The sequence below is a fragment of the Microcoleus sp. K4-B3 genome (assembly GCF_036704615.1).
Classification (GTDB): Bacteria; Cyanobacteriota; Cyanobacteriia; order Cyanobacteriales; family Microcoleaceae; genus Microcoleus.
This window is the reverse complement of record NZ_JAUBSF010000019.1, coordinates 1-17,384: the sequence shown is the minus strand read 5'-3', so window position 1 is coordinate 17,384 and position 17,384 is coordinate 1. Positions and strand designations below refer to the sequence as shown.

At 47.2% G+C, this 17,384-nt stretch carries 20 protein-coding genes; 6 read left to right on the top strand and 14 right to left on the bottom strand.

Annotation, left to right across the window (positions count from 1 at the left end; all coding sequences use genetic code 11):
• Positions 1 to 200: 200 nt before the first annotated feature.
• From QUA78_RS11370 to hpsA, 8 genes are all read right to left on the bottom strand, one after another.
• Positions 201 to 779, bottom strand: coding sequence for a transposase (locus QUA78_RS11370; protein WP_333304507.1), 579 nt, complete (start codon positions 777 to 779; stop codon positions 201 to 203).
• Between the two features lie 830 nt (positions 780 to 1,609).
• Positions 1,610 to 2,230 carry a prepilin-type N-terminal cleavage/methylation domain-containing protein gene (locus tag QUA78_RS11365; protein ID WP_333304506.1) on the bottom strand — a complete coding sequence of 207 codons (621 nt, stop codon included), beginning with the start codon at positions 2,228 to 2,230 and terminating at the stop codon, positions 1,610 to 1,612.
• Between the two features lie 196 nt (positions 2,231 to 2,426).
• Entirely contained in the window at positions 2,427 to 2,678 is a 252-nt protein-coding gene (locus QUA78_RS11360) for a hypothetical protein (protein WP_333304505.1), read from the bottom strand.
• Positions 2,657 to 3,295 carry a Uma2 family endonuclease gene (locus QUA78_RS11355; protein WP_333304504.1) on the bottom strand — a complete coding sequence of 213 codons (639 nt, stop codon included), beginning with the start codon at positions 3,293 to 3,295 and terminating at the stop codon, positions 2,657 to 2,659. The genes QUA78_RS11360 and QUA78_RS11355 overlap by 22 nt, the downstream gene beginning before the upstream one ends.
• A 117-nt stretch (positions 3,296 to 3,412) precedes the next feature.
• Entirely contained in the window at positions 3,413 to 4,045 is a 633-nt protein-coding gene (locus QUA78_RS11350) for a type II secretion system protein (RefSeq protein ID WP_333304503.1), read from the bottom strand.
• 58 nt (positions 4,046 to 4,103) lie between these two features.
• Positions 4,104 to 5,201, bottom strand: a complete 1,098-nt coding sequence (hpsC, locus tag QUA78_RS11345; protein WP_333304502.1) for a hormogonium polysaccharide secretion pseudopilin HpsC — start codon at positions 5,199 to 5,201, stop codon at positions 4,104 to 4,106.
• Between the two features lie 56 nt (positions 5,202 to 5,257).
• The gene (locus tag QUA78_RS11340) at positions 5,258 to 5,959 is read right to left on the bottom strand and encodes a prepilin-type N-terminal cleavage/methylation domain-containing protein (protein ID WP_333304501.1); all 702 of its coding nucleotides are present in this window, start codon (positions 5,957 to 5,959) and stop codon (positions 5,258 to 5,260) included.
• Positions 5,960 to 5,961: 2 nt separating this feature from the next.
• Complete coding sequence (gene hpsA, locus QUA78_RS11335; RefSeq protein ID WP_333304500.1) at positions 5,962 to 11,025, bottom strand: hormogonium polysaccharide biosynthesis protein HpsA; 5,064 nt, start codon at positions 11,023 to 11,025, stop codon at positions 5,962 to 5,964.
• A 49-nt stretch (positions 11,026 to 11,074) separates the two neighbouring features.
• Between hpsA and QUA78_RS11330 the strand changes: the two genes are divergently transcribed.
• Positions 11,075 to 11,473, top strand: a complete 399-nt coding sequence (locus tag QUA78_RS11330; protein ID WP_333304499.1) for a hypothetical protein — start codon at positions 11,075 to 11,077, stop codon at positions 11,471 to 11,473.
• Positions 11,474 to 11,479: 6 nt separating this feature from the next.
• Here QUA78_RS11330 and QUA78_RS11325 read toward each other — a convergent pair whose 3' ends face one another.
• Positions 11,480 to 11,617 carry a hypothetical protein gene (locus tag QUA78_RS11325; protein ID WP_333304498.1) on the bottom strand — a complete coding sequence of 46 codons (138 nt, stop codon included), beginning with the start codon at positions 11,615 to 11,617 and terminating at the stop codon, positions 11,480 to 11,482.
• On the opposite strand from QUA78_RS11325, the gene QUA78_RS11320 reads away from it, so the two are divergent.
• Positions 11,616 to 12,380 (top strand): sulfotransferase domain-containing protein, encoded by a 765-nt coding sequence (locus tag QUA78_RS11320; protein ID WP_333304497.1) that lies wholly within the window; start codon positions 11,616 to 11,618, stop codon positions 12,378 to 12,380. The genes QUA78_RS11325 and QUA78_RS11320 overlap by 2 nt on opposite strands.
• A 509-nt stretch (positions 12,381 to 12,889) precedes the next feature.
• Here the strand turns inward: QUA78_RS11320 and QUA78_RS11315 are convergent.
• The 3 genes from QUA78_RS11315 to QUA78_RS11305 form a co-directional block, all read right to left on the bottom strand.
• Positions 12,890 to 13,297 (bottom strand): hypothetical protein, encoded by a 408-nt coding sequence (locus QUA78_RS11315; protein WP_333304496.1) that lies wholly within the window; start codon positions 13,295 to 13,297, stop codon positions 12,890 to 12,892.
• Positions 13,287 to 13,502, bottom strand: coding sequence for a hypothetical protein (locus QUA78_RS11310; protein WP_190739384.1), 216 nt, complete (start codon positions 13,500 to 13,502; stop codon positions 13,287 to 13,289). Before QUA78_RS11310 ends, QUA78_RS11315 begins: the two co-directional genes overlap by 11 nt.
• A 195-nt stretch (positions 13,503 to 13,697) precedes the next feature.
• Entirely contained in the window at positions 13,698 to 13,913 is a 216-nt protein-coding gene (locus QUA78_RS11305; protein ID WP_190739385.1) for a plasmid partition protein ParG, read from the bottom strand.
• A gap of 583 nt (positions 13,914 to 14,496) precedes the next feature.
• Between QUA78_RS11305 and aroF the strand changes: the two genes are divergently transcribed.
• Both aroF and QUA78_RS11295 read left to right on the top strand, forming a co-directional pair.
• A complete protein-coding gene (gene aroF / locus QUA78_RS11300) occupies positions 14,497 to 15,348 on the top strand; it encodes a 3-deoxy-7-phosphoheptulonate synthase (RefSeq protein ID WP_333304495.1) in 852 nt (283 codons plus the stop codon).
• A 147-nt stretch (positions 15,349 to 15,495) separates the two neighbouring features.
• Positions 15,496 to 15,696: a heavy-metal-associated domain-containing protein gene (locus QUA78_RS11295; RefSeq protein ID WP_333238247.1), complete on the top strand. Its 201-nt coding sequence runs from the start codon at positions 15,496 to 15,498 to the stop codon at positions 15,694 to 15,696.
• Between the two features lie 18 nt (positions 15,697 to 15,714).
• Here QUA78_RS11295 and QUA78_RS11290 read toward each other — a convergent pair whose 3' ends face one another.
• Entirely contained in the window at positions 15,715 to 15,888 is a 174-nt protein-coding gene (locus tag QUA78_RS11290; RefSeq protein WP_333304494.1) for a hypothetical protein, read from the bottom strand.
• 13 nt (positions 15,889 to 15,901) lie between these two features.
• Entirely contained in the window at positions 15,902 to 16,309 is a 408-nt protein-coding gene (locus QUA78_RS11285; RefSeq protein ID WP_333304493.1) for a metalloregulator ArsR/SmtB family transcription factor, read from the bottom strand.
• A 146-nt stretch (positions 16,310 to 16,455) separates the two neighbouring features.
• Between QUA78_RS11285 and QUA78_RS11280 the strand changes: the two genes are divergently transcribed.
• Positions 16,456 to 16,623: a metallothionein gene (locus QUA78_RS11280; RefSeq protein ID WP_333304492.1), complete on the top strand. Its 168-nt coding sequence runs from the start codon at positions 16,456 to 16,458 to the stop codon at positions 16,621 to 16,623.
• Positions 16,624 to 16,912: 289 nt separating this feature from the next.
• On the top strand, positions 16,913 to 17,173 hold the full coding sequence (locus tag QUA78_RS11275; RefSeq protein WP_333342147.1) for a DUF7219 family protein: 261 nt from the start codon (positions 16,913 to 16,915) through the stop codon (positions 17,171 to 17,173).
• Positions 17,174 to 17,384 lie beyond the last annotated feature (211 nt).

Here is a 17,384-nt window from a genome sequence, read left to right as displayed (position 1 = left end):
ATCGATTAATTATTGTAGGGACACGGCAGTGCCGTGTCCTGATTTCTATCGATAACACGACAACGGAGGACACGGCAATGCCGTTTCCCTACCCCAAATTAATCGATTAATTATTGTAGGGACACGGCACTGCCGTGTCCTGATTTCTGCCTGATTTCTGCCTGATTCCGCGCGTTTCTCTATAAACTGTATTTTTATATTTAAAAACGCAAATCTAGCAAAATAGGGTGATTTTTCTGATGTTCTAATTTCTCAGGATTTTGGCCCCAACGCTGAGGATTGTTGATGATGTATTGCCTTTTGCAATTCAAAGTTTTTTCATCGCGGATAATTGATTCGTGAAAACCATCTTGCCAGACAGGAACTTCTGTTGTTTCGCAGAACTTATGAATCAATTTTGTAACAGCACTTTTATAGGAACGGATCGCCGTAGGAATAGAACCGCGAACGGGTTGACCCAATTGTTCGGGGGTAGGGACACGCCTTTGCTGTGCCTTTACCGGGGTATTGTCAACGATCGCCAACAGTCCATGTACATGATCGGGCATAATCACAAAGGTATCTAATTGAAAGCGGGAAAAATGATTGGGAATATCTAACCAACAAATGTGGGCAAGATAACCTAAAAAATTTAATCGCATTTGACCGTCAATCACCTCGCCGAATATACATTGTCGTGCCTCGGTGCAAATGGTAATATGATAAACGCCCGGTTGAGTGTAATCGTATCCTTTAAGACGAACAGAACGGCGGTGGTGTTTTTGTGGGTCGTAAGGCATGGTATGAAAATAGAATAGTAGGAATATAAAAATTGTAGGGAAACGGCACTGCCGTATCCTGATTTCCGGTAACTGCCGTGTCCCCATTTCGGGTAACAGGTAAAATCAACCCGATCGCATATAACGATCGACAACGAGGCTATTGAGGACACGGCAATGCCGTTTCCCTACCCCAAAATAATCGATCGCCCCCGAGGATATAACGATCGACAACAAGGATATTGAGGACACGGCAATGCCGTTTCCCTACCCCAAAATAATCGCTCGCCCCCGAGGATATAACCATCGCCAGATTTGTAGGGAAACGGCACTGCCGTATCCTAATTCCGGGTAACGGGTAAAATTAACTCGATCGGATATAACCATCGACAACGAGGCTATTGAGGACACGGCAATGCCGTTTCCCTACCCCAAAATAATCGATCGCCCCCGAGGATGTAACCATCGCCAGATTTGTAGGGAAACGGCACTGCCGTATCCTAATTCCGGGTAACGGGTAAAATTAACCCGATCGGATATAACGATCGACAACAAGGATATTGAGGACACGGCAGTGCCGTTTCCCTACCCCAAATTTATCGCTCGCGCGATCGGATGTAAGCATCGCCGGATTTGTAGGGAAACGGCACTGCCGTATCCTAATTCCGGGTAACGGGTAAAATCAACCCGATCGCATATAACGATCGACAACGAGGCTATGGAGGACACGGCAATGCCGTTTCCCTACCCCCAAAATTATCGATCGCCCCCGAGGATTTAACGATCGATAACACGGCTATTGAGGACACGGCAATGCCGTTTCCCTACCCCCAAAATTATGGATCGCCCTGTCAGTAACAATATCTTTTGTTTTCGTTGGGTTTTGATTGTCTGTGGGAGGTGCGCTTATGTCCTAGGAGAGTGGAGATGATGATGCAGCGTTGGCTGTTTTTTAAGTTGGCATGATATAGCGTTAGGGTTCCTTTGGCTCTTATACTCGTTAGGGTGCAGTCGTGGTCGCTTCGAGATACGGGGCAACCTCTGTGATTGAACATGACGCGCCGGATTGTGCCGTTTTCTTTTTGCTCGTTGTTTTCATTTACTTGGAGCACTGTTGTTTCTTCTGTATCTATTTGAATTTGCGGTTCTAGGTTTTTCCATTGACTGGCTGGTACTTGGCCTGGGGGAATGTCGGCTGGGTGAACGGCTATTTGTACATTTTCTCCTACTTGTTTGAAGCTGGCTTGCCATGAAATTTTGTCGCGTTTGGCGTTACTGTGGGCAAGTTCCATTGCCGAATAAGCTCGATCGAGCGATACCTTTAAACGCTGGTTGTTGATGAACATTAGCCAAGAGGGGGCGACGATCGCACTAAATATTCCTATGATTAAAATAATTATCAATAGCTCTATCATGGTAAAACCTGCGGCAGGTGTAGTGGCTCTGCCTTTGAGCGTTTTATTTATGGACACGTAGATGCACTCCCTGATATTTAGCTGGCAAAAAAACAGCTAGGAGGAGCTATTTTTTCTTGGGTATATTTTAACTTTTGGGTTTGGGGAGTGTGTAGATCGGTATTTACTGAAAATTTATACCAATTTAAATGCGGGTAAGGAAACGGCAGTCAGGAAATCGCGGTAGGGAAACGGCACTGCCGTGTCCTCTATATCATGTCGCTGGTGCAACCGGAAACGATATCACTACAGCAAATTTGTCGATCGCCCGATCGGATAAATTGCCCGATCGGATAAATTGCCCGATCGGATAAATTGCCCGATCGGATAATTCGCCGATATTGATTCGATCGCCAGGTGTGGATGAGAGTCGATCGCCCGATCGGATAATTCGCGGGTATTGATTCGATCGCCCGGTGTGGATGAGAGTCGATCGCCCGATCGCTAAATTTGCGCTTTTACCCAAGATCGAAAGGCTTTCATGGCGACGTTTCTGCCGGCTGTTTTGCTTTGCTGTAAATACTGGGGGATGAGCTCGGTGATGGGGAAGTTGGGAAACTGGAGACTGCGATCGGACTGTATGTATTTTCCATTTTGCAATACGCTGATTTCCAGGTTTCGGCCGTTGTAGCGCCACAATTCGGGAACTCCTAATGCTTCGTAGTTGTTGAACTGAGTGCGGGAGGTGAGGTCGATTTCTATGGCTAAATCGGGAGGTGGGTCAGTTTCTAAGTCGATGCGGTTTTTGCCTCTGACTGCGGCTTCGTTTTGGATGTAGAAACAGGTATCTGGTTCTACTCCTTGAGCCATTTTTTGATTTTTGAAGGTGGTGGAACCTAGAGGTAAAAATTCGATGTCTAATTCTTCAAGGAGAATTTTTACTAAGTCGCCTATATTTTCTTTGCCAACTTCGTGTTCGGGTAGGGGAACCATGATTTCTAATGTTCCTTTGCTGTATGAAAGTCGGGATGCGCGACTTTCTCCCAATTCTGTTAGTAGGGTTTCAAACATCGGCCAGGTTATGTCTTTGAGTAATAGTTGATTTCCTGGCTGGATGATTATTTGTTTTAGTTCTAGCTGCATATTTTGACTGTTTTAATTAAATTTGAAATATAAAATAATTTAAGTTAATATATTTTAACAATTCGGCACTTATTATGCGGAATTGATGTTAGAGATTAAAACTAAATTTATTTAAAACTAGGGTACAGTCCTGCAATCACTTCCTTCAGCAGTTCGCATTCCTCCTAGGAGAGTTTCCACGATCGCGCACTGCTTTGTACCGCCGCCAACAGGAGAAACTGTGACCACAAGAGGTAATTTTGGATTGGTTGAAGTTTCTGGATCGACTACACCGTTATAATTAAAAGTAAGTGAGGTAGCAGCCGTGCACGGCGCATTTGCAGGACAGCTAGCAGCAGAAAGCTTAACCTGTCCTTGTTTAATTTCGCCTCCACCGTTGAAAGTGACTGTTTGTAGGGGAGGGTTTTGGGTTGGCTCTGTCTTAATTGTAGCTGTTGGCGGGTCAAAAGGAGCAATACTATTAGAGAATGTAATTACTCTATCGCTCTTAGTTCGCTTGGCTTCGCTTTGTGCGGTTCGCAAGGTTTGGAGGACTCGATCGTTCACTGTGCGAACTCTTTGTCTGTTGATGAATGCCAGCCAGCTTGGAGCGGCGATCGAACTTAATATACCTACGATCAACGCTATCACGAGCACTTCTAGAAGCGTGAATCCTCCATCGCCTTTTCTGGATGCAGTTTTGTTGAAATTAGGGCTGGGCTTGGCAGCCGAGTTATGCAAAAGTTTTAATAATATTGGTGGGGTTTTCATGGTAATCTCCTATTGTTTATCGGCGGGCGGCGATGCGGAAATGTGTTTCAGGCATCAGTTACTTTCCTCGCGCGCCTAGACCTTGTACTTGAACGGTTGCTGTTGGGAAATATGCCGAACTGGTTGTTGTGAAATCAGCACCGTTAGCTTGAAGGCGGCGCAGGCTATTTCCTCTGATAGTAACTCTGGCTAAGTTTTTAGATGTATCAACACAAGCATAGAAGCTATTTATACCTTCTGCATCGGTTACTCTTAGGGTTGTTTCTGTCAATGGTTGTGTAGTTTTGAGATTGATAGGATTACCAAGAGCAGTCTGGCATTCAGTTCCTAGCAATGCCGTATCCGAGTTTTTAGTGTGGTCGATGTAGTTAACCAGTACCTGGGGCTTTGTTGCCCCGGATTTAGAATTTTTTAGTCCCGTCGGATCTGTCACATTTACCGTGGGCTTACTAAAGTCAAAGTCTTTACTAAAAGCTGGATCTCGTTGTTGAGTGTCTTTTGTGTCACTATCTTTGTAGTAAGGATAATTAGGATCTGTAGTATCTGTCGCGTTAGGGTCTCTGATTCCATCCGTAATTTCGTAGCGAGCAATGCGGGTAGGACAAGTGCCTCCTGAAGGCTGACACCAAGTAGCGTCGCTGTCTCTAATCTGGTAGTAGGCAACTAATGATAGTACATAGGTGTCGTTGCATTTACCAGGGTTAGTATCGCAATCTTTTGGTTTTACCGTCTTAGCAACTTCTGGGTTAAAAGGAACAGAATTTTTCCTCGGTTGCTGCTTCCAAAATACGAGGATTGGAGTTCCATTAGCAGGAGTAGGAAGTTGGTCTTTGATAGCAGGGATGCCTGTAGGAGTCGTGGTGGGAGTGCTGGTAGTAGCGGGATTATTATCGTAAATATAAATAGCTTGACTCAAATCTTGGGAGATGAAATCAGCGGCGGCCTGAAGGTCTTGCTCGGTATTTGATTTGACTTGTTCTCTCCTGTCGGTATTCAGCATATCGACTACAAAACCGAGCATCGGCGTAATGATTAAAAACGCCATAATTGCTCCGACTAATAGCTCGACCAGAGTCATTCCATTTTCTGTTTGAGTTTGCCCGGAGCGGTTTCGTTGGTGCTGACTTTTTAGAAGCAACCTGAGTAAAGTTTTCATTTTGACGGTTTCCTTTGTCAAATGGGGGGAGCGATTTTAATCTAATAACAAGGAATTTAATTGGTACACTTTTGAGAATCATCTTGGAGGCGAGTGCACAACGATCCATAGGAGGAGGCCTCTCCTGTAGTAGGGGGAATTTGTGATTGCATTACCACCAAAGGCGCTTGAGGATTGCCCAGACCGGAATTAGCTACTGATTGCTGTGTAGTTGTCATCGGCTTTCCGGTAAACCCGTCGGCCCGGTAAACCCGCACAATCAGGTTGTAGCCTGTGTCTGTGGGAATAGTGGTTCCTGTATTTGGGGGACGAACACCCTGAATATAAAAGTCTTTGCTGCTAGCACAACCTCCCCCATCCGTGTCAACGCAGTACAAACCACTGAAGCTTGTAGGAGCAGCAGCAATGTCGGTAGGAAAACCTACTGGGCTTGTTGCATCATTAGGTCTGATCGCCCCCACTCTCAGAGCGTCAATGTAAGCTCTCCCCGCCATCGCAGCCAGTTCAATCCGCCGCGCTTGGACGCGAGTTGCTACTGAGAAGGCCATCACCGGGGCGATCGCAATCATCAGTACCGAAACCACAATCATCGCTACCAATGACTCGATAATCGTGTACCCAGAATCTTGTGGCTTCAGTTTTTGGGCGCAACTGCCAGATTTACTCTCAGTCAACTGGCTGCTGAATCCTGTGTCTGTCTTTGCTCCCTTGAATAACAAGGGTTGCGAGTAGCTGTTGTCTTTTAGTAGTTTATTCATGGTTAGGCACCTGCTTTAGATTTGCAGAATGAATCTGTTGGGCGCAAATTGCCAGTGACAGCTTTCGTTGTCCCGTCCTTATCAAGGAAAGCACACAACAATGTTTGTACCCACTCATCATCGCGAGGTACTTCCTGGAAATACTCGTCCGGGGTGCGTTTTGTGGGAGGAGTCGTGAACTTTCGGGTAAACAAGTCGGGTGGCTGAGATAGTAAGCCCAAGTCATAACCCCAATTCCGAGCAGGAGGGGTGAAGAAGGGAAGGCTACCGGCGCCGGCATCAGTTCTGTATAAAGCTCTTGGAACACCGCCAGTGTAAGTGACTGCGGGTGGGGCTGGGCTCGGTGAGATTGGCGGTGAATCGAAAAGACTCCGCAACTTAGTACCTGAAGCTGTCTGCTGCGAAGCCGCCGGATCTAGAATCGGGATATAGGGCGCGGTGCTGTAAGCACTCCGGCCGAACTGAATAAAGGAACCCTGGATGTTTGTGGAAACTGCCCCGGAATTCCAGCTTTCCAAGAAGCGGGGCAAGTTTTGCAGGCCTCCGTTAAAGTCACCGACATTACCCAACGATCGCGAAGGAGTATCGTTCGAGCCTACGACCATATTAAATGTTGTGTTTACAGCCGTCGTTATCCACCCGGTTCCCCTCACAATACCTGCACCTTCTGGCAAACTGGTCGATGAAGCAGCCGCTGGCGCCGCCGTCACAGTTTGGATCTGCAAAACCGGCATGAGTAGTGGCTGCGAGCCTTCAGCTACGGTTCCTGGGGCTGCTGATAATGGGTATTCGGGTAGTGATTTTGCGGCTAATTTTGGCAGATCTGCACCGCTCCCGTCCTTCCGCGCCGGGTTAAACACATAGGGAAATTTTTCTGAACCATAAGTCACTGTAGTACCGCCAGCCGCAGCAGTCGTGGCAAACCACAGAGAATTATCTGTTAAATTTGTGCCTGGCCCAGCAACAACTGTTGTGCCACTAATCCCTAAAGGCGTTGGATTGTTGTTTGCATCTAGCACCAGAGCATTTGGAGAGGTGCTTCTTTGAAAAGCAACTCGGCGGGGGAAGCGTTGATATTGGGGCGCTGGGGGAGCAGCAGTTGTTCCGGCTAGCCAATCGGCAGAGGACACACCAACATTTGCACGGATCTGAGTTTGCGGATTGACGAACCAGTCTGCATCCTTACAGGCAGAAACCGGGATTATGTTACAAACTTCCATTAAATACTCTGGGAATTTCCCGCGTCGCTGCACTGGAGTAACAAAGTTGTTGAAGTAAGAACTTGTAATGAGGGGAGAGGTGGTGACATAGTTAGCGTCTGTCAATTTAGTAGCGCTAGCACCTGTAGTACCTAGTAAATTGCCGTTGTTTGAAAACGCCCCGCTGGAAAGTCCGTTTGTCACAAAGTTGTTGCTGTAAAATCCTTGCTGTTTCCGATGCATTACAGCAGCAGCACCGGCATTATTTCTCAGGTCAAAATCTCCCTCGTTGCGGAAGCCAAAACGGTAATTTTTTGAAAGCAGGGTGACAGCATCTGCCAGTATGTTTGCGGGACGCCAGGTGTCGCCGGTTGTACATTTACCACCTAATCTGGGGTCGTTTGGGCGACAGGCAAAGTTCTTATTGAGGTTTGCGGCTGCGCGATCGTAAAAGGCACTCCAATCACCCACGGCCTGAGTAAACTCTTCGCCGGAGTGAGGGTTAAATTCGTTTTTGATGTAAACGGGTAAATTAGATGCCAAAGTCAGCCCCTTTTCCATGACTACATCCGCCACAGTAGCGGAGGAACCAGGAAATCTGCCTAGCTCCTTACCATTCACAAGTAGAATTCCGTTGGGCTTGCGAGTAGGGTCTAGCCGGGAATCTGTGGGGCTGACTGTTGCGCTACTACTTTCATCTATGCCACCTGCGGCAAGACCAGGGCGAGCACTGCGATCGGGCAGCGCATCGTCGCGAGTGGCATAAATAATCCCGCTGTTTGGCAGTAAATACTCGTCCGTTCCAAATTTAGTCCTTCGCAGTACATCGAGGTCTATCTGAGTGGCGCGAATTTCTAGGGGTTGCCTTTCTTCTAAGGGCAGGTTGTAGTTCCCTGTTAACTGTGCTGCTGGTAGGTTTTTACCATCTTTGTCGAGACCTAGTTTACTGCTGAGTGTAAAGGCTTCGTTAACGTTTGGGCTATTCCAGTCATCACGATCGATCGCCTTGATTTCTCTGGCATTCAAAAATGCTACTTCTTGGATAGCCCCGTGAGGAATCAGTGCCGGACTGGGAGCTATCTCGCCCTTAAGTATCTGTAGCGCGCAATTCGTTGAGTCGATCGCAGCTTTTTCTGCCAAATTGCGATCGGTGTCTGCTTTCACAAGAGCATCTCTCAACGGCTTATTAGCAAACCGACCGTCGGGGAAGACTAAATTAGCTTGCATATCTAAAGCGGCTTCTCCGCCACTAAGCAAGCCTGTTGTAGTAGAAAGCGTTGAAGCGCCACCCGGTCGCGCTTTCGGTGGGGCGTAGGTGATGCCGTTGTTGGAGCCGATAAAGGTCTGCCGTGTTCCTAGCCCAGGTGCGCGTGTTGCGATATCTGGTGCGAGCGCTCCCTGGCCGCTGACATCGGGTAGGCTTCCCGTCGAAATGTTTCTCGCTGTGGAAGCGTTGCTAGGGTCGTAATAGCTGCTGACGCAGGCCAGCGGTTTGTCATTCAACTCTCCCTTGGCCGGGGGATTATCTTTATAGTGATAAACTACCGTCGCCCGCATCCGCAAATCGCCTTTGGCATATTTCCTAGCGGTGGTAGCCTGCTCAACAATACCTGGAAGTAGAGTAGTAGAGGTCACTGCTGATGGGAGAGTTGCGCTGATATCGGTAGGACTAGACCAAGCTGGGTCCCAGGTAGTCCAGTTACCGGCAACATTATCATATACTTGTGACCCCGGCCCCAGTGGTGACATCGGCATGGAGTCGGGCCAGACGACACGGTACTGCTCAGTGGCGGTCGTTGTTGGGTCGTCGTAAGTGTTCGTGTCCCCGGTTACGGTGAGACCAGTTGAAGGATTTATCCAACTAGGCGGCGGGAGGAATGAATTAGTGCGATCGTAAACCCCTGCACCAGTAATGACGCGCAAACCGCCAATGCCATCCAAGGGATTTTTCGGGTTTCTTGCTGCTTCTTGTTCCCAAAAACCGTTGCGATCTGTCGCTCCTACATCAGCGATCTTTGTCACCTGGGACGATCGAGTGCGCGGAAAATTAGGATCTAGGGGGTCGAGCGAATTCCAATTCCCTGCTATTTCTTCCGGCTTACTGGTAAATTGAGATTTGGTAGCGTCCCATCTCTTGGCTGGTAGGTTGTTGCCTACCACAACGCGATCGCCCAGAAATTGTTCTTCTTCAGGTTCTTTTGAGGGGTCTGTTGCTTCTAGCTGACCAACCGTTAGCTTGACTTTGGTTTCTGAATCATTGAGCAAACTCCATTTATCTACGGGTCTTAGGGTCTCTTTGCTTTCTAGAATGGGTGGGGTTCCGGCTGGTGTTGACCACGGAAGACCGTAGCCCGCCGTTGCGTCTCCTCCAAGCGGCACTTCCGCAAAGGGAACCTTGCGGAGCATCTGCTTAAAATATTCTGTCAGCGCTTGTTTGCGATCTAGGGTTTGCGGTCGCTGCCGCACTGACAACGGATCGTTAGCCTCCGGGTTGGGACTGGCGGGGTTTCCCAACTGCGCTTCTACTAGCAAAGATAGGCGCTTTGTATAGGCTTCGTCATTGTAAAGAATATTCAATCTAGAATCGCTAGTTGATTCCGTACCCGCCTTAATTTCTAATTTTTTACTCAACATGAATGCGTTTTTTCCGCCCGTGATGCTACCTTTTTTGAAAAGGTGCACGTCCACTGCATTCTTAACCGTGTTGTTACCAGACCAACCATTTACTACATTACCAGCCACAACAATTTTGCTACCTTCTTGTTCATAGAAACAAGAATCTGGGCTGCTGACCTGATACAGTTTTATGCTGTTAGGATTATTCAACCCTGTCACTAGCAAATTACTGTTTGTGAATATCCGCCCGTTTAGATTCAACGGAGGTCCCGGCGATATGTCTAGATCGTTTTCATAAACAACCGCGTTGTTGGGGATCGGAATAAGAGCTTGGTCTTGCTGATATTCCAGGGCTGAAATGCTAGAAGTTCCTGTGAATGCTTGATACTTAGCAGGATTGATAGCAGCATCTGTGGCTGTCATCGGTACGTTAACTGTATAAACGAAAAAACTTTTTTTAAGTTTCCCGTCTATCCTGTACCAGCCTGAGTCCCCCGCTAAAGTAGCGACAGTACCTCCACCCTGTTCGCAACCAGGCTTAAGTGGCTTCTGCGGTGGCTTTCTTGCTTCCAACGGCTCTCTTTTTCTTAAGAAGTCGCCCAAAGTAGGGGCTTGCGCGCCCCTTGGGGGGGTGCGGAAGAATATGCCGTAGAGGGTAAAATTATCAAATTTGCCATCTCCATTTGTATCGACGGGATATCTCCAAGCAGTATTTATCGATTCGTTGGTTTCGATATCAAAGCCAGTATCGTTAACCTTAAGATCGGGACTTATGCCACCGCTACCGTCTAGGTCATACTTAAGTTTCAGGCGTTCTTCGTCCCCAAAGGTATAATTATCGGGAACTGCACTTCCACTTGATTGGGGGTTGGCGATCGGCAAGTACAAGTCTTTATCAGAAGGGGTACCCCGATTCTGGGTTTGCTCCAGCAGGAACTGAATTTTCGCTTTCGCCCGATCGATCGCCGGAGTCGCGGCCGCCAGCACCTGCTGGTTCACGCGCACGTTACGCGCCGTATTAGCCCGATCGAACGATCGCAGGGTAATCGCCACAGTCAACAAAATCACTACCAGCAACACCATCGTCACCGTCGGCAGCACAAACCCCGCCATCGGCAGTCTCGCCCTGCGGCCCATAGCCATCAGCGATCGTAGCATTGCTCTCATCAGCCGCTTCGCCCCGGATCTGGTAACACCAGCAATCCGCCGCAGCAGCGATACGATAACTTTGGATAATTTGCTCTTAAACATTGACGCCTTCCTGAATAATTTCAGAGATGGTATTGCAGGTAGTTACTGCTTGACAGTACAATCCCATCTTTATATTGTTCCCATTTTCCGCAACTTGCATATCAGCCTCTTGCACAAATTTAAATCTGTACCTTGGCTGAAATATAAAACCCACAAACCCGCAACCAAAATCACCGCCGATCATATATTTTTCAGCGAAAGATTTGCCCTGCAAAGATTTTGGTCTAGGGAACTACACCCTAGCTTATTTCAATCCGATTGTCAGTGTCCAGAGCGAGAATCTGTGCCATCGCCCAAAAACTGCGATCGCGATCGCAATATATGTATTTCCCAGCCCTTGCCTTGCCGACTTTGTTGCTGTGCTGGCCTTGCTAGCGATTTCAATCGCCGGAACCTAGAATGTAGAGTGGGCGATCGAATTGCCGTCATGCGTATCCGTGCGATCTAATCTAATTTAGGCGATCGAATTTCCGCCATGCGTCAAAGTGCGATCGAATTTCCGTAATGCGTCAAAGTGCGATCGAATTTCCATTTTACCCCCCAGCGCACTGTCAGTACAAGTGCCAAATATCAACCTATCACCCCCACCCATGAAACAAACTCCCAAACCCCCCGACTTCATCATTATCGGCGCCCAAAAAGGCGGCACAACCTCTCTGTACAATTACTTAATCCAACATCCCCAAATCGCCCCCGCCGCCCAAAAAGAAATCCATTACTTCGACTTCAACTTCCACAAAAGCCCAGACTGGTACTATACCCAATTTCCCCAGCCCCAAACAGGCGAAAATTTACTAACCGGAGAAGCGAGCCCCTACTACATCTGTCACCCCCAAGTTCCGCAACGAATCCACGATTTATGCCCGAAAGTTAAAATAATCGCCCTGCTGAGAAACCCAGTAGAACGCGCCATTTCCCACTATTATTACTATATCAAAATAGGCTACGAATCCCTATCATTAGAAAGTGCGATCGCCTCCGAACCCGAAAGACTCCAAGGCGAAATAGAAAAGCTCACAACCAACCCAAACTACTACAGTTACGAACACCAACACCACAGTTATCTAACCCGCGGCATTTACGCCGATCAACTTCCAGCCTGGATGAAACTTTTTCCCAAATCACAACTTTTAATCCTCAAAAGCGAAGACTTGTATACCAATACCTTCGGCACATACAACAGCGTCTTACAATTTCTAGAATTGCCGCCGCACCAACTACAAACCTACGAAAAATACAACGCCACCCAATATCCGCCCATCAGCGAGACAGTATACGACCAATTGAGAGCATATTTTCGATCGCACAACCAAAGACTAGCCGAATTGTGCGATCGAGATTTCGGCTGGGACTAATAATGTCATTCGTGTCAACAATCGCCTAAAAACCTTTGTGTCTCTCGTTTATAGCCAAGACCATCTCCCCCTCGCATCCCCCTTAAGAAGACCCTTTGGGCAAGGCACCGTGTCCTCCAACCCCATCGCGCGATCGAATATCCGTAGTGTGCAATAGTTAAAGATTTTTGAGGCACATATAGCAATCCTAAATGAGTCGTAAATTTTTTACCCCACCCCAGCCCTCCCCTTACTAAGGGGAGGGAGTAAGAAATTCACAAATGATTTAGGATCGCTATAGTTGCCAAGAGAGCGCTCTTTCATAGATATTAAGAGCGCTTAAGCGCAACTACGTACCTTTTTTGTGCCAGTTGCGCTCAGCACTACAATAGACCTCTTGCAAAAATGCTGAGACCCCTCCCCAACCCTCCCCTTAGTAAGGGGAGGGAGCCTAATTTTTCTTGCTTCCCCCCTTAGCAAGGGGGGACTGAGGGGGGTGAGTTTTTGACTTTTGCAAGAGGACTAAAATATTAAGCAGCGGCCGTAGCATTTGCTTCCAGAGGCTCGATTTCCTCCGGCGTAGCGTGACGGCGCGGATCGTTAAAGCTGCGTGCCGCTAGCCAGTTAGAATCTTGCGCCGCCTCGCAACCAATCACGTAAAGCGAAGATTCGTTAAAAGCAGCCCAGAGAGCATCACAAGCCTGTTTATCCATCAGTGAATCGGCGATCGGGCGATCGTGAATTAGAGCAAATAAATCAAACTCATTTCGTTTTGGATTCCACTGATATTGCAAAGTAGGAGCATAACCCATTTCGATCAATTGTTCGATCGCGCGATCGGGCGTATATCCGTCCAAATGCACCCGATTGAGATAGATAGACACTTGGACATACTCATCTCTGGCAGGTAGCAGTCGGTAATTCGAGTTAGTCATCATTATTGGTCTCCGTGCAGTAGTAATAAGAACGGCCTGCAATATCAGGGCGTTTTTCAGCCTTCATTTTATGCTGAGCACATCGTCGCTTAGCATAAAGGTCTTTTTCAATTTCAGTCTCGCCGGGGGCATAAAAAGGACGGTGAGGAAGCAGTTCGGCTTCTAAATCCTCCCAAGATTTCTCTGGGTTGTCTGAATCTCTCAGCATTTGTCCCTCGCGGTTTGTTCGAGGATGCCATTTATTCGATATAGTCGATCGGTCATTCGATTTTAGATTTTAGATTTTGGATTTTGGATTGACCCCACGGATAAATTCGGGGGCTTGAGGATTTGAGATTTGAGATTTTGGATTGATTCCACGGATAAATCACGTGGCGGGTACCACCTTTGAAATTCTTGGTCATCAGTCTGTTTCCTCAGTTTTGGCGCTCGTCTTGACGCGCTGGGGCTTTGGCTCTAAAACGGGTTCGTTTTCCTGTAACCAAGTTTCGATGTACTCCAACAGAACCTCATTCATGCTGAGGCTACGCATGGCGCAAGATGCTTTGAACTTGGCTCTTGTCTCTTCAGGTAGATAGATTTTTACGGACACTGTTTTACTTGTTGTCAAAGTTTCCATATCGCTATATCGATTTGTCTATGTGTCTAGCCTGACACACAGGCGCGCGATCGGATAGGGTTGCTTGTCGATATAAGGACTTGTCGGCTTGTCCCTATATCGATATAATAACAGACACAGCCAAAAAACGACAACCGCGCCGAGTTAAACGCCATTGCCGTTTCCATACATTTTGCAAAAAAATGCTTGACATTCCTACCAGTCTGTGATAGCTTGTCCAATAGTATTGTGTTTAACCCACAAATCGCAGCACTTCACCTATGTTCACAGCCAACAGCTATTTTTATTTTTGGTACAGCCAAGTTCGCCCGGAGTGAATTTGCAATTCACTGTGAACATCCGGGCGAACCGCAGATTAACACCTGCGGTTTTGTTTTTTCTACTTCTTTTCCCAACAACCAATCGAGTACAAGCGAAAACAGCAATGACATTATTCAGTAACTGGTACAACAGCTTTTATTTTTGGCCCAACAAAAGTTCTGGGTAAATTGTCGCGCTGTCTTTTCGCACCAACCCGGAACTCTTAAAAGTTCCGGGTTTTTTGTTGTCAACCACCCACTTAAATTTCCAGGAAAATTGCCTCATGTTAGAAGCCAAACTCGCAACTAAATCTCATCCCGAACACCAAACAATTGTTCAACTCTCAGAAACAGTCTCAGTCGGCGGCACAGAATTATTAATCATCGGCGGCCCCTGTACCGTCGAAAGTTCCCAACAAATGGAAACAGTCGCCCGCCAACTATCCGCTGCCTCCGTGCAAGCTTTGCGGGGCGGAGTCTACAAACCCCGCACTTCTCCCTATTCTTTCCAAGGCATGGGAATTGAGGGACTGGAAATTTTAGCCGATGTCAGCCGGCGTTACGGTTTGCCCGTGGTGACAGAGGTAATGTCGATCGCCCAAATCGAACCAGTTGTCACCTATGCTGATATGCTGCAAGTAGGCAGTCGCAATATGCAAAACTTCGAGTTACTAAAGGCGATCGGTCAAGCCGGAAAACCAGTCCTGCTAAAACGCGGTTTGTCAGCCACAATTGAAGAATTTGTGATGGCCGCCGAATACATTCTCAGTCACGGAAATCCTGATGTAGTTCTGTGCGAAAGAGGCATCCGCAGCTTCGACAATTACACGCGAAACGTGTTAGATTTGGGTGCAGTCGCAGCACTGAAACAGTTAACTCATTTGCCAGTAATAGTAGACCCTTCTCACGCCGTCGGCAAGCGGGAATTAGTCGCACCACTAGCCAAAGCAGCGGTTGCTTGCGGTGCAGACGGATTAATTATTGAGTGTCACCCGCAACCGGAAAAATCGGTTTCTGACGCGCGGCAAGCTCTTTCTTTAGCGGATATGGTAGATTTAGTTGTTAGTTTGCGGCCTGTAGCCGCCGCCGTTGGGCGGTGCATACCAGATACTAAGTCATTAGTCATCAGTCATTAGTCATCAGTCATTAATCATTAGTCTGCGCCTGAGGAGTTACTTTTTGTAGCGTCAGAATTTATTCTGGCGCACTTTTGCTTGGAAAGCGAAATTAGATTAAAATAAAAGCACAATCAATACTGTCATCTACAATATTTGGCTTTTATTATGGCACTCCTACTCAAAGTTCCGTCGATCGTCTGTTCTGGCTGCGGTGATACAATTACCAAAGCCATCCAAACTGTTGAATCCGATGCTTCTGTCAAGGTGGATGTAGCAGCTAAGACTGTTACAGTTGAAGCCAAAGCTTCTGAAGAGTCAATTAAACAAGCTGTTGTCGCTACGGGCCACACCATCGAAGGAGAATAATATTAGGCTGGGAGCATCTCATATTTGTAAAAACACTTCTTCTGGCTCCTTCCTTCTTCCTCTTTCCTCCTTCCTTCTTCCTCTTTCCTCCTGCCTCCTGCCTTCTTCCTCTTTCCTCCTGCCTTCTTCCTCTTTCCTCCTGCCTCCTGCCTCCTGCCTCCTGCCTCCAATTTCTAGCTTGGCTGCTTTCATTGAGATGCTCCCATTAGGATTCGTCCAAGTGTTCGGCGACTGCTTGGTAAAGTTCAAAAACGTGGCGATCGAGTAAACTATAAAAAACTTGTCTCCCAACCTTGCGGTAACTTACCAACCGCATCGCCCGCAATGCCCGCAACTGGTGCGATACTGCTGACTCGCTCATGCTTAACGCCGCAGCCAAGTCGCACACGCACAGTTCTTGTTTTGCCAAAACCGACAGCAGCCGCAGGCGGTTCGCATCTCCCAAAAGACTGAAAAACTCAGCCATCCGCTGCGCTTTTGCGGTGTTGAGAACTTGTGTTTGGATGTCCCCAGCCCGCCAACAGTCAACTAGGTGCGATGGATCGCACGTTGGTGTATCGTTTTGTTCGTGAGACTGACTTATCGCTCCGTTAACAGCAGAGTTGGGTGACATCTTTTCCAGGCTTGTTTTAATTCTCATTTTCATTTTAGTGCGATCGGCAAACGTTTTGTTACAAAACTTTTACATTCCCTTGACTAATATCTGAATATATGTTCAGATATTGGTATAGATAAACAAATCCACCAGGAGAATGTAAAATGACTACTGCCACCCAAACAAAATGTGCCTGTCCTTCATGCCTGTGCGTTGTCAGCCTCAGTGAAGCCATTGAAAAAGACGGCAAACAATTCTGTTCCAGTGCTTGCGCTGAGGGCCACCCCAACGGCAGCGGCTGCGGCCACACCGGCTGCGAGTGCCACAAATAAATATTCGGCTTCAGAAAAGGTTAATCAACAACTCTAAAATCTATCTAAAGGGAGATGCGAACAGCGCATTTCCCAATTTTTTGGCTTTTAGGTTAAAGAAAAGTTAAAATAAAGCTAACTTAAGGTTAAGACTGCATTAATAGACTAAATACAGAGCGAAAAAGCACAATTGCTACTTACGCAATACAATAGAAGCAAGTTAAAGCCGCGATACTAAGTACAAATAGTGCTATTAACAGCAGAGACCGAAACAAAAGTTGCATACCAAAAGTTAAATTAGGAGGGGGCAATGAAAGAGCGGGAAGATTTTTTACATCCTCGCAATCGCTACTACGGTGATTTCACGCCAGAAAACTTGGCGTTTAATGCCAACTTGCAGGAGTTTGCTCAAAAAATCACTTATATTTGCTCGCTAGAAACTGGGGGAAAAATTAGCTCTGAGAAAGCCTATAAAGATATTAAGGCGCTTTGGAAAGACTTAAAATCCTCTAAGAAGCAATTGGGAATTGGGCAAAAACCCCCCAGCACCGATGGGGAAAATTCACCTTAAAGTCATCGAAGCAAACGCAGCGTTCGCCATCGAAAACCCCTGCGAGGGCGACTGCTGCATTTTGCTGCGTACCCAGTAAATGTAAGGTGCTTACTGCACCCTACGAAGTCTATGGTTTGGGAGTTGGTGTTGCTTCTGATACATTTACGCGACACTTACCCGGCTATTACCGGACAAAGTAACGATAGCGCTATCGCCTTCATAGGAGATA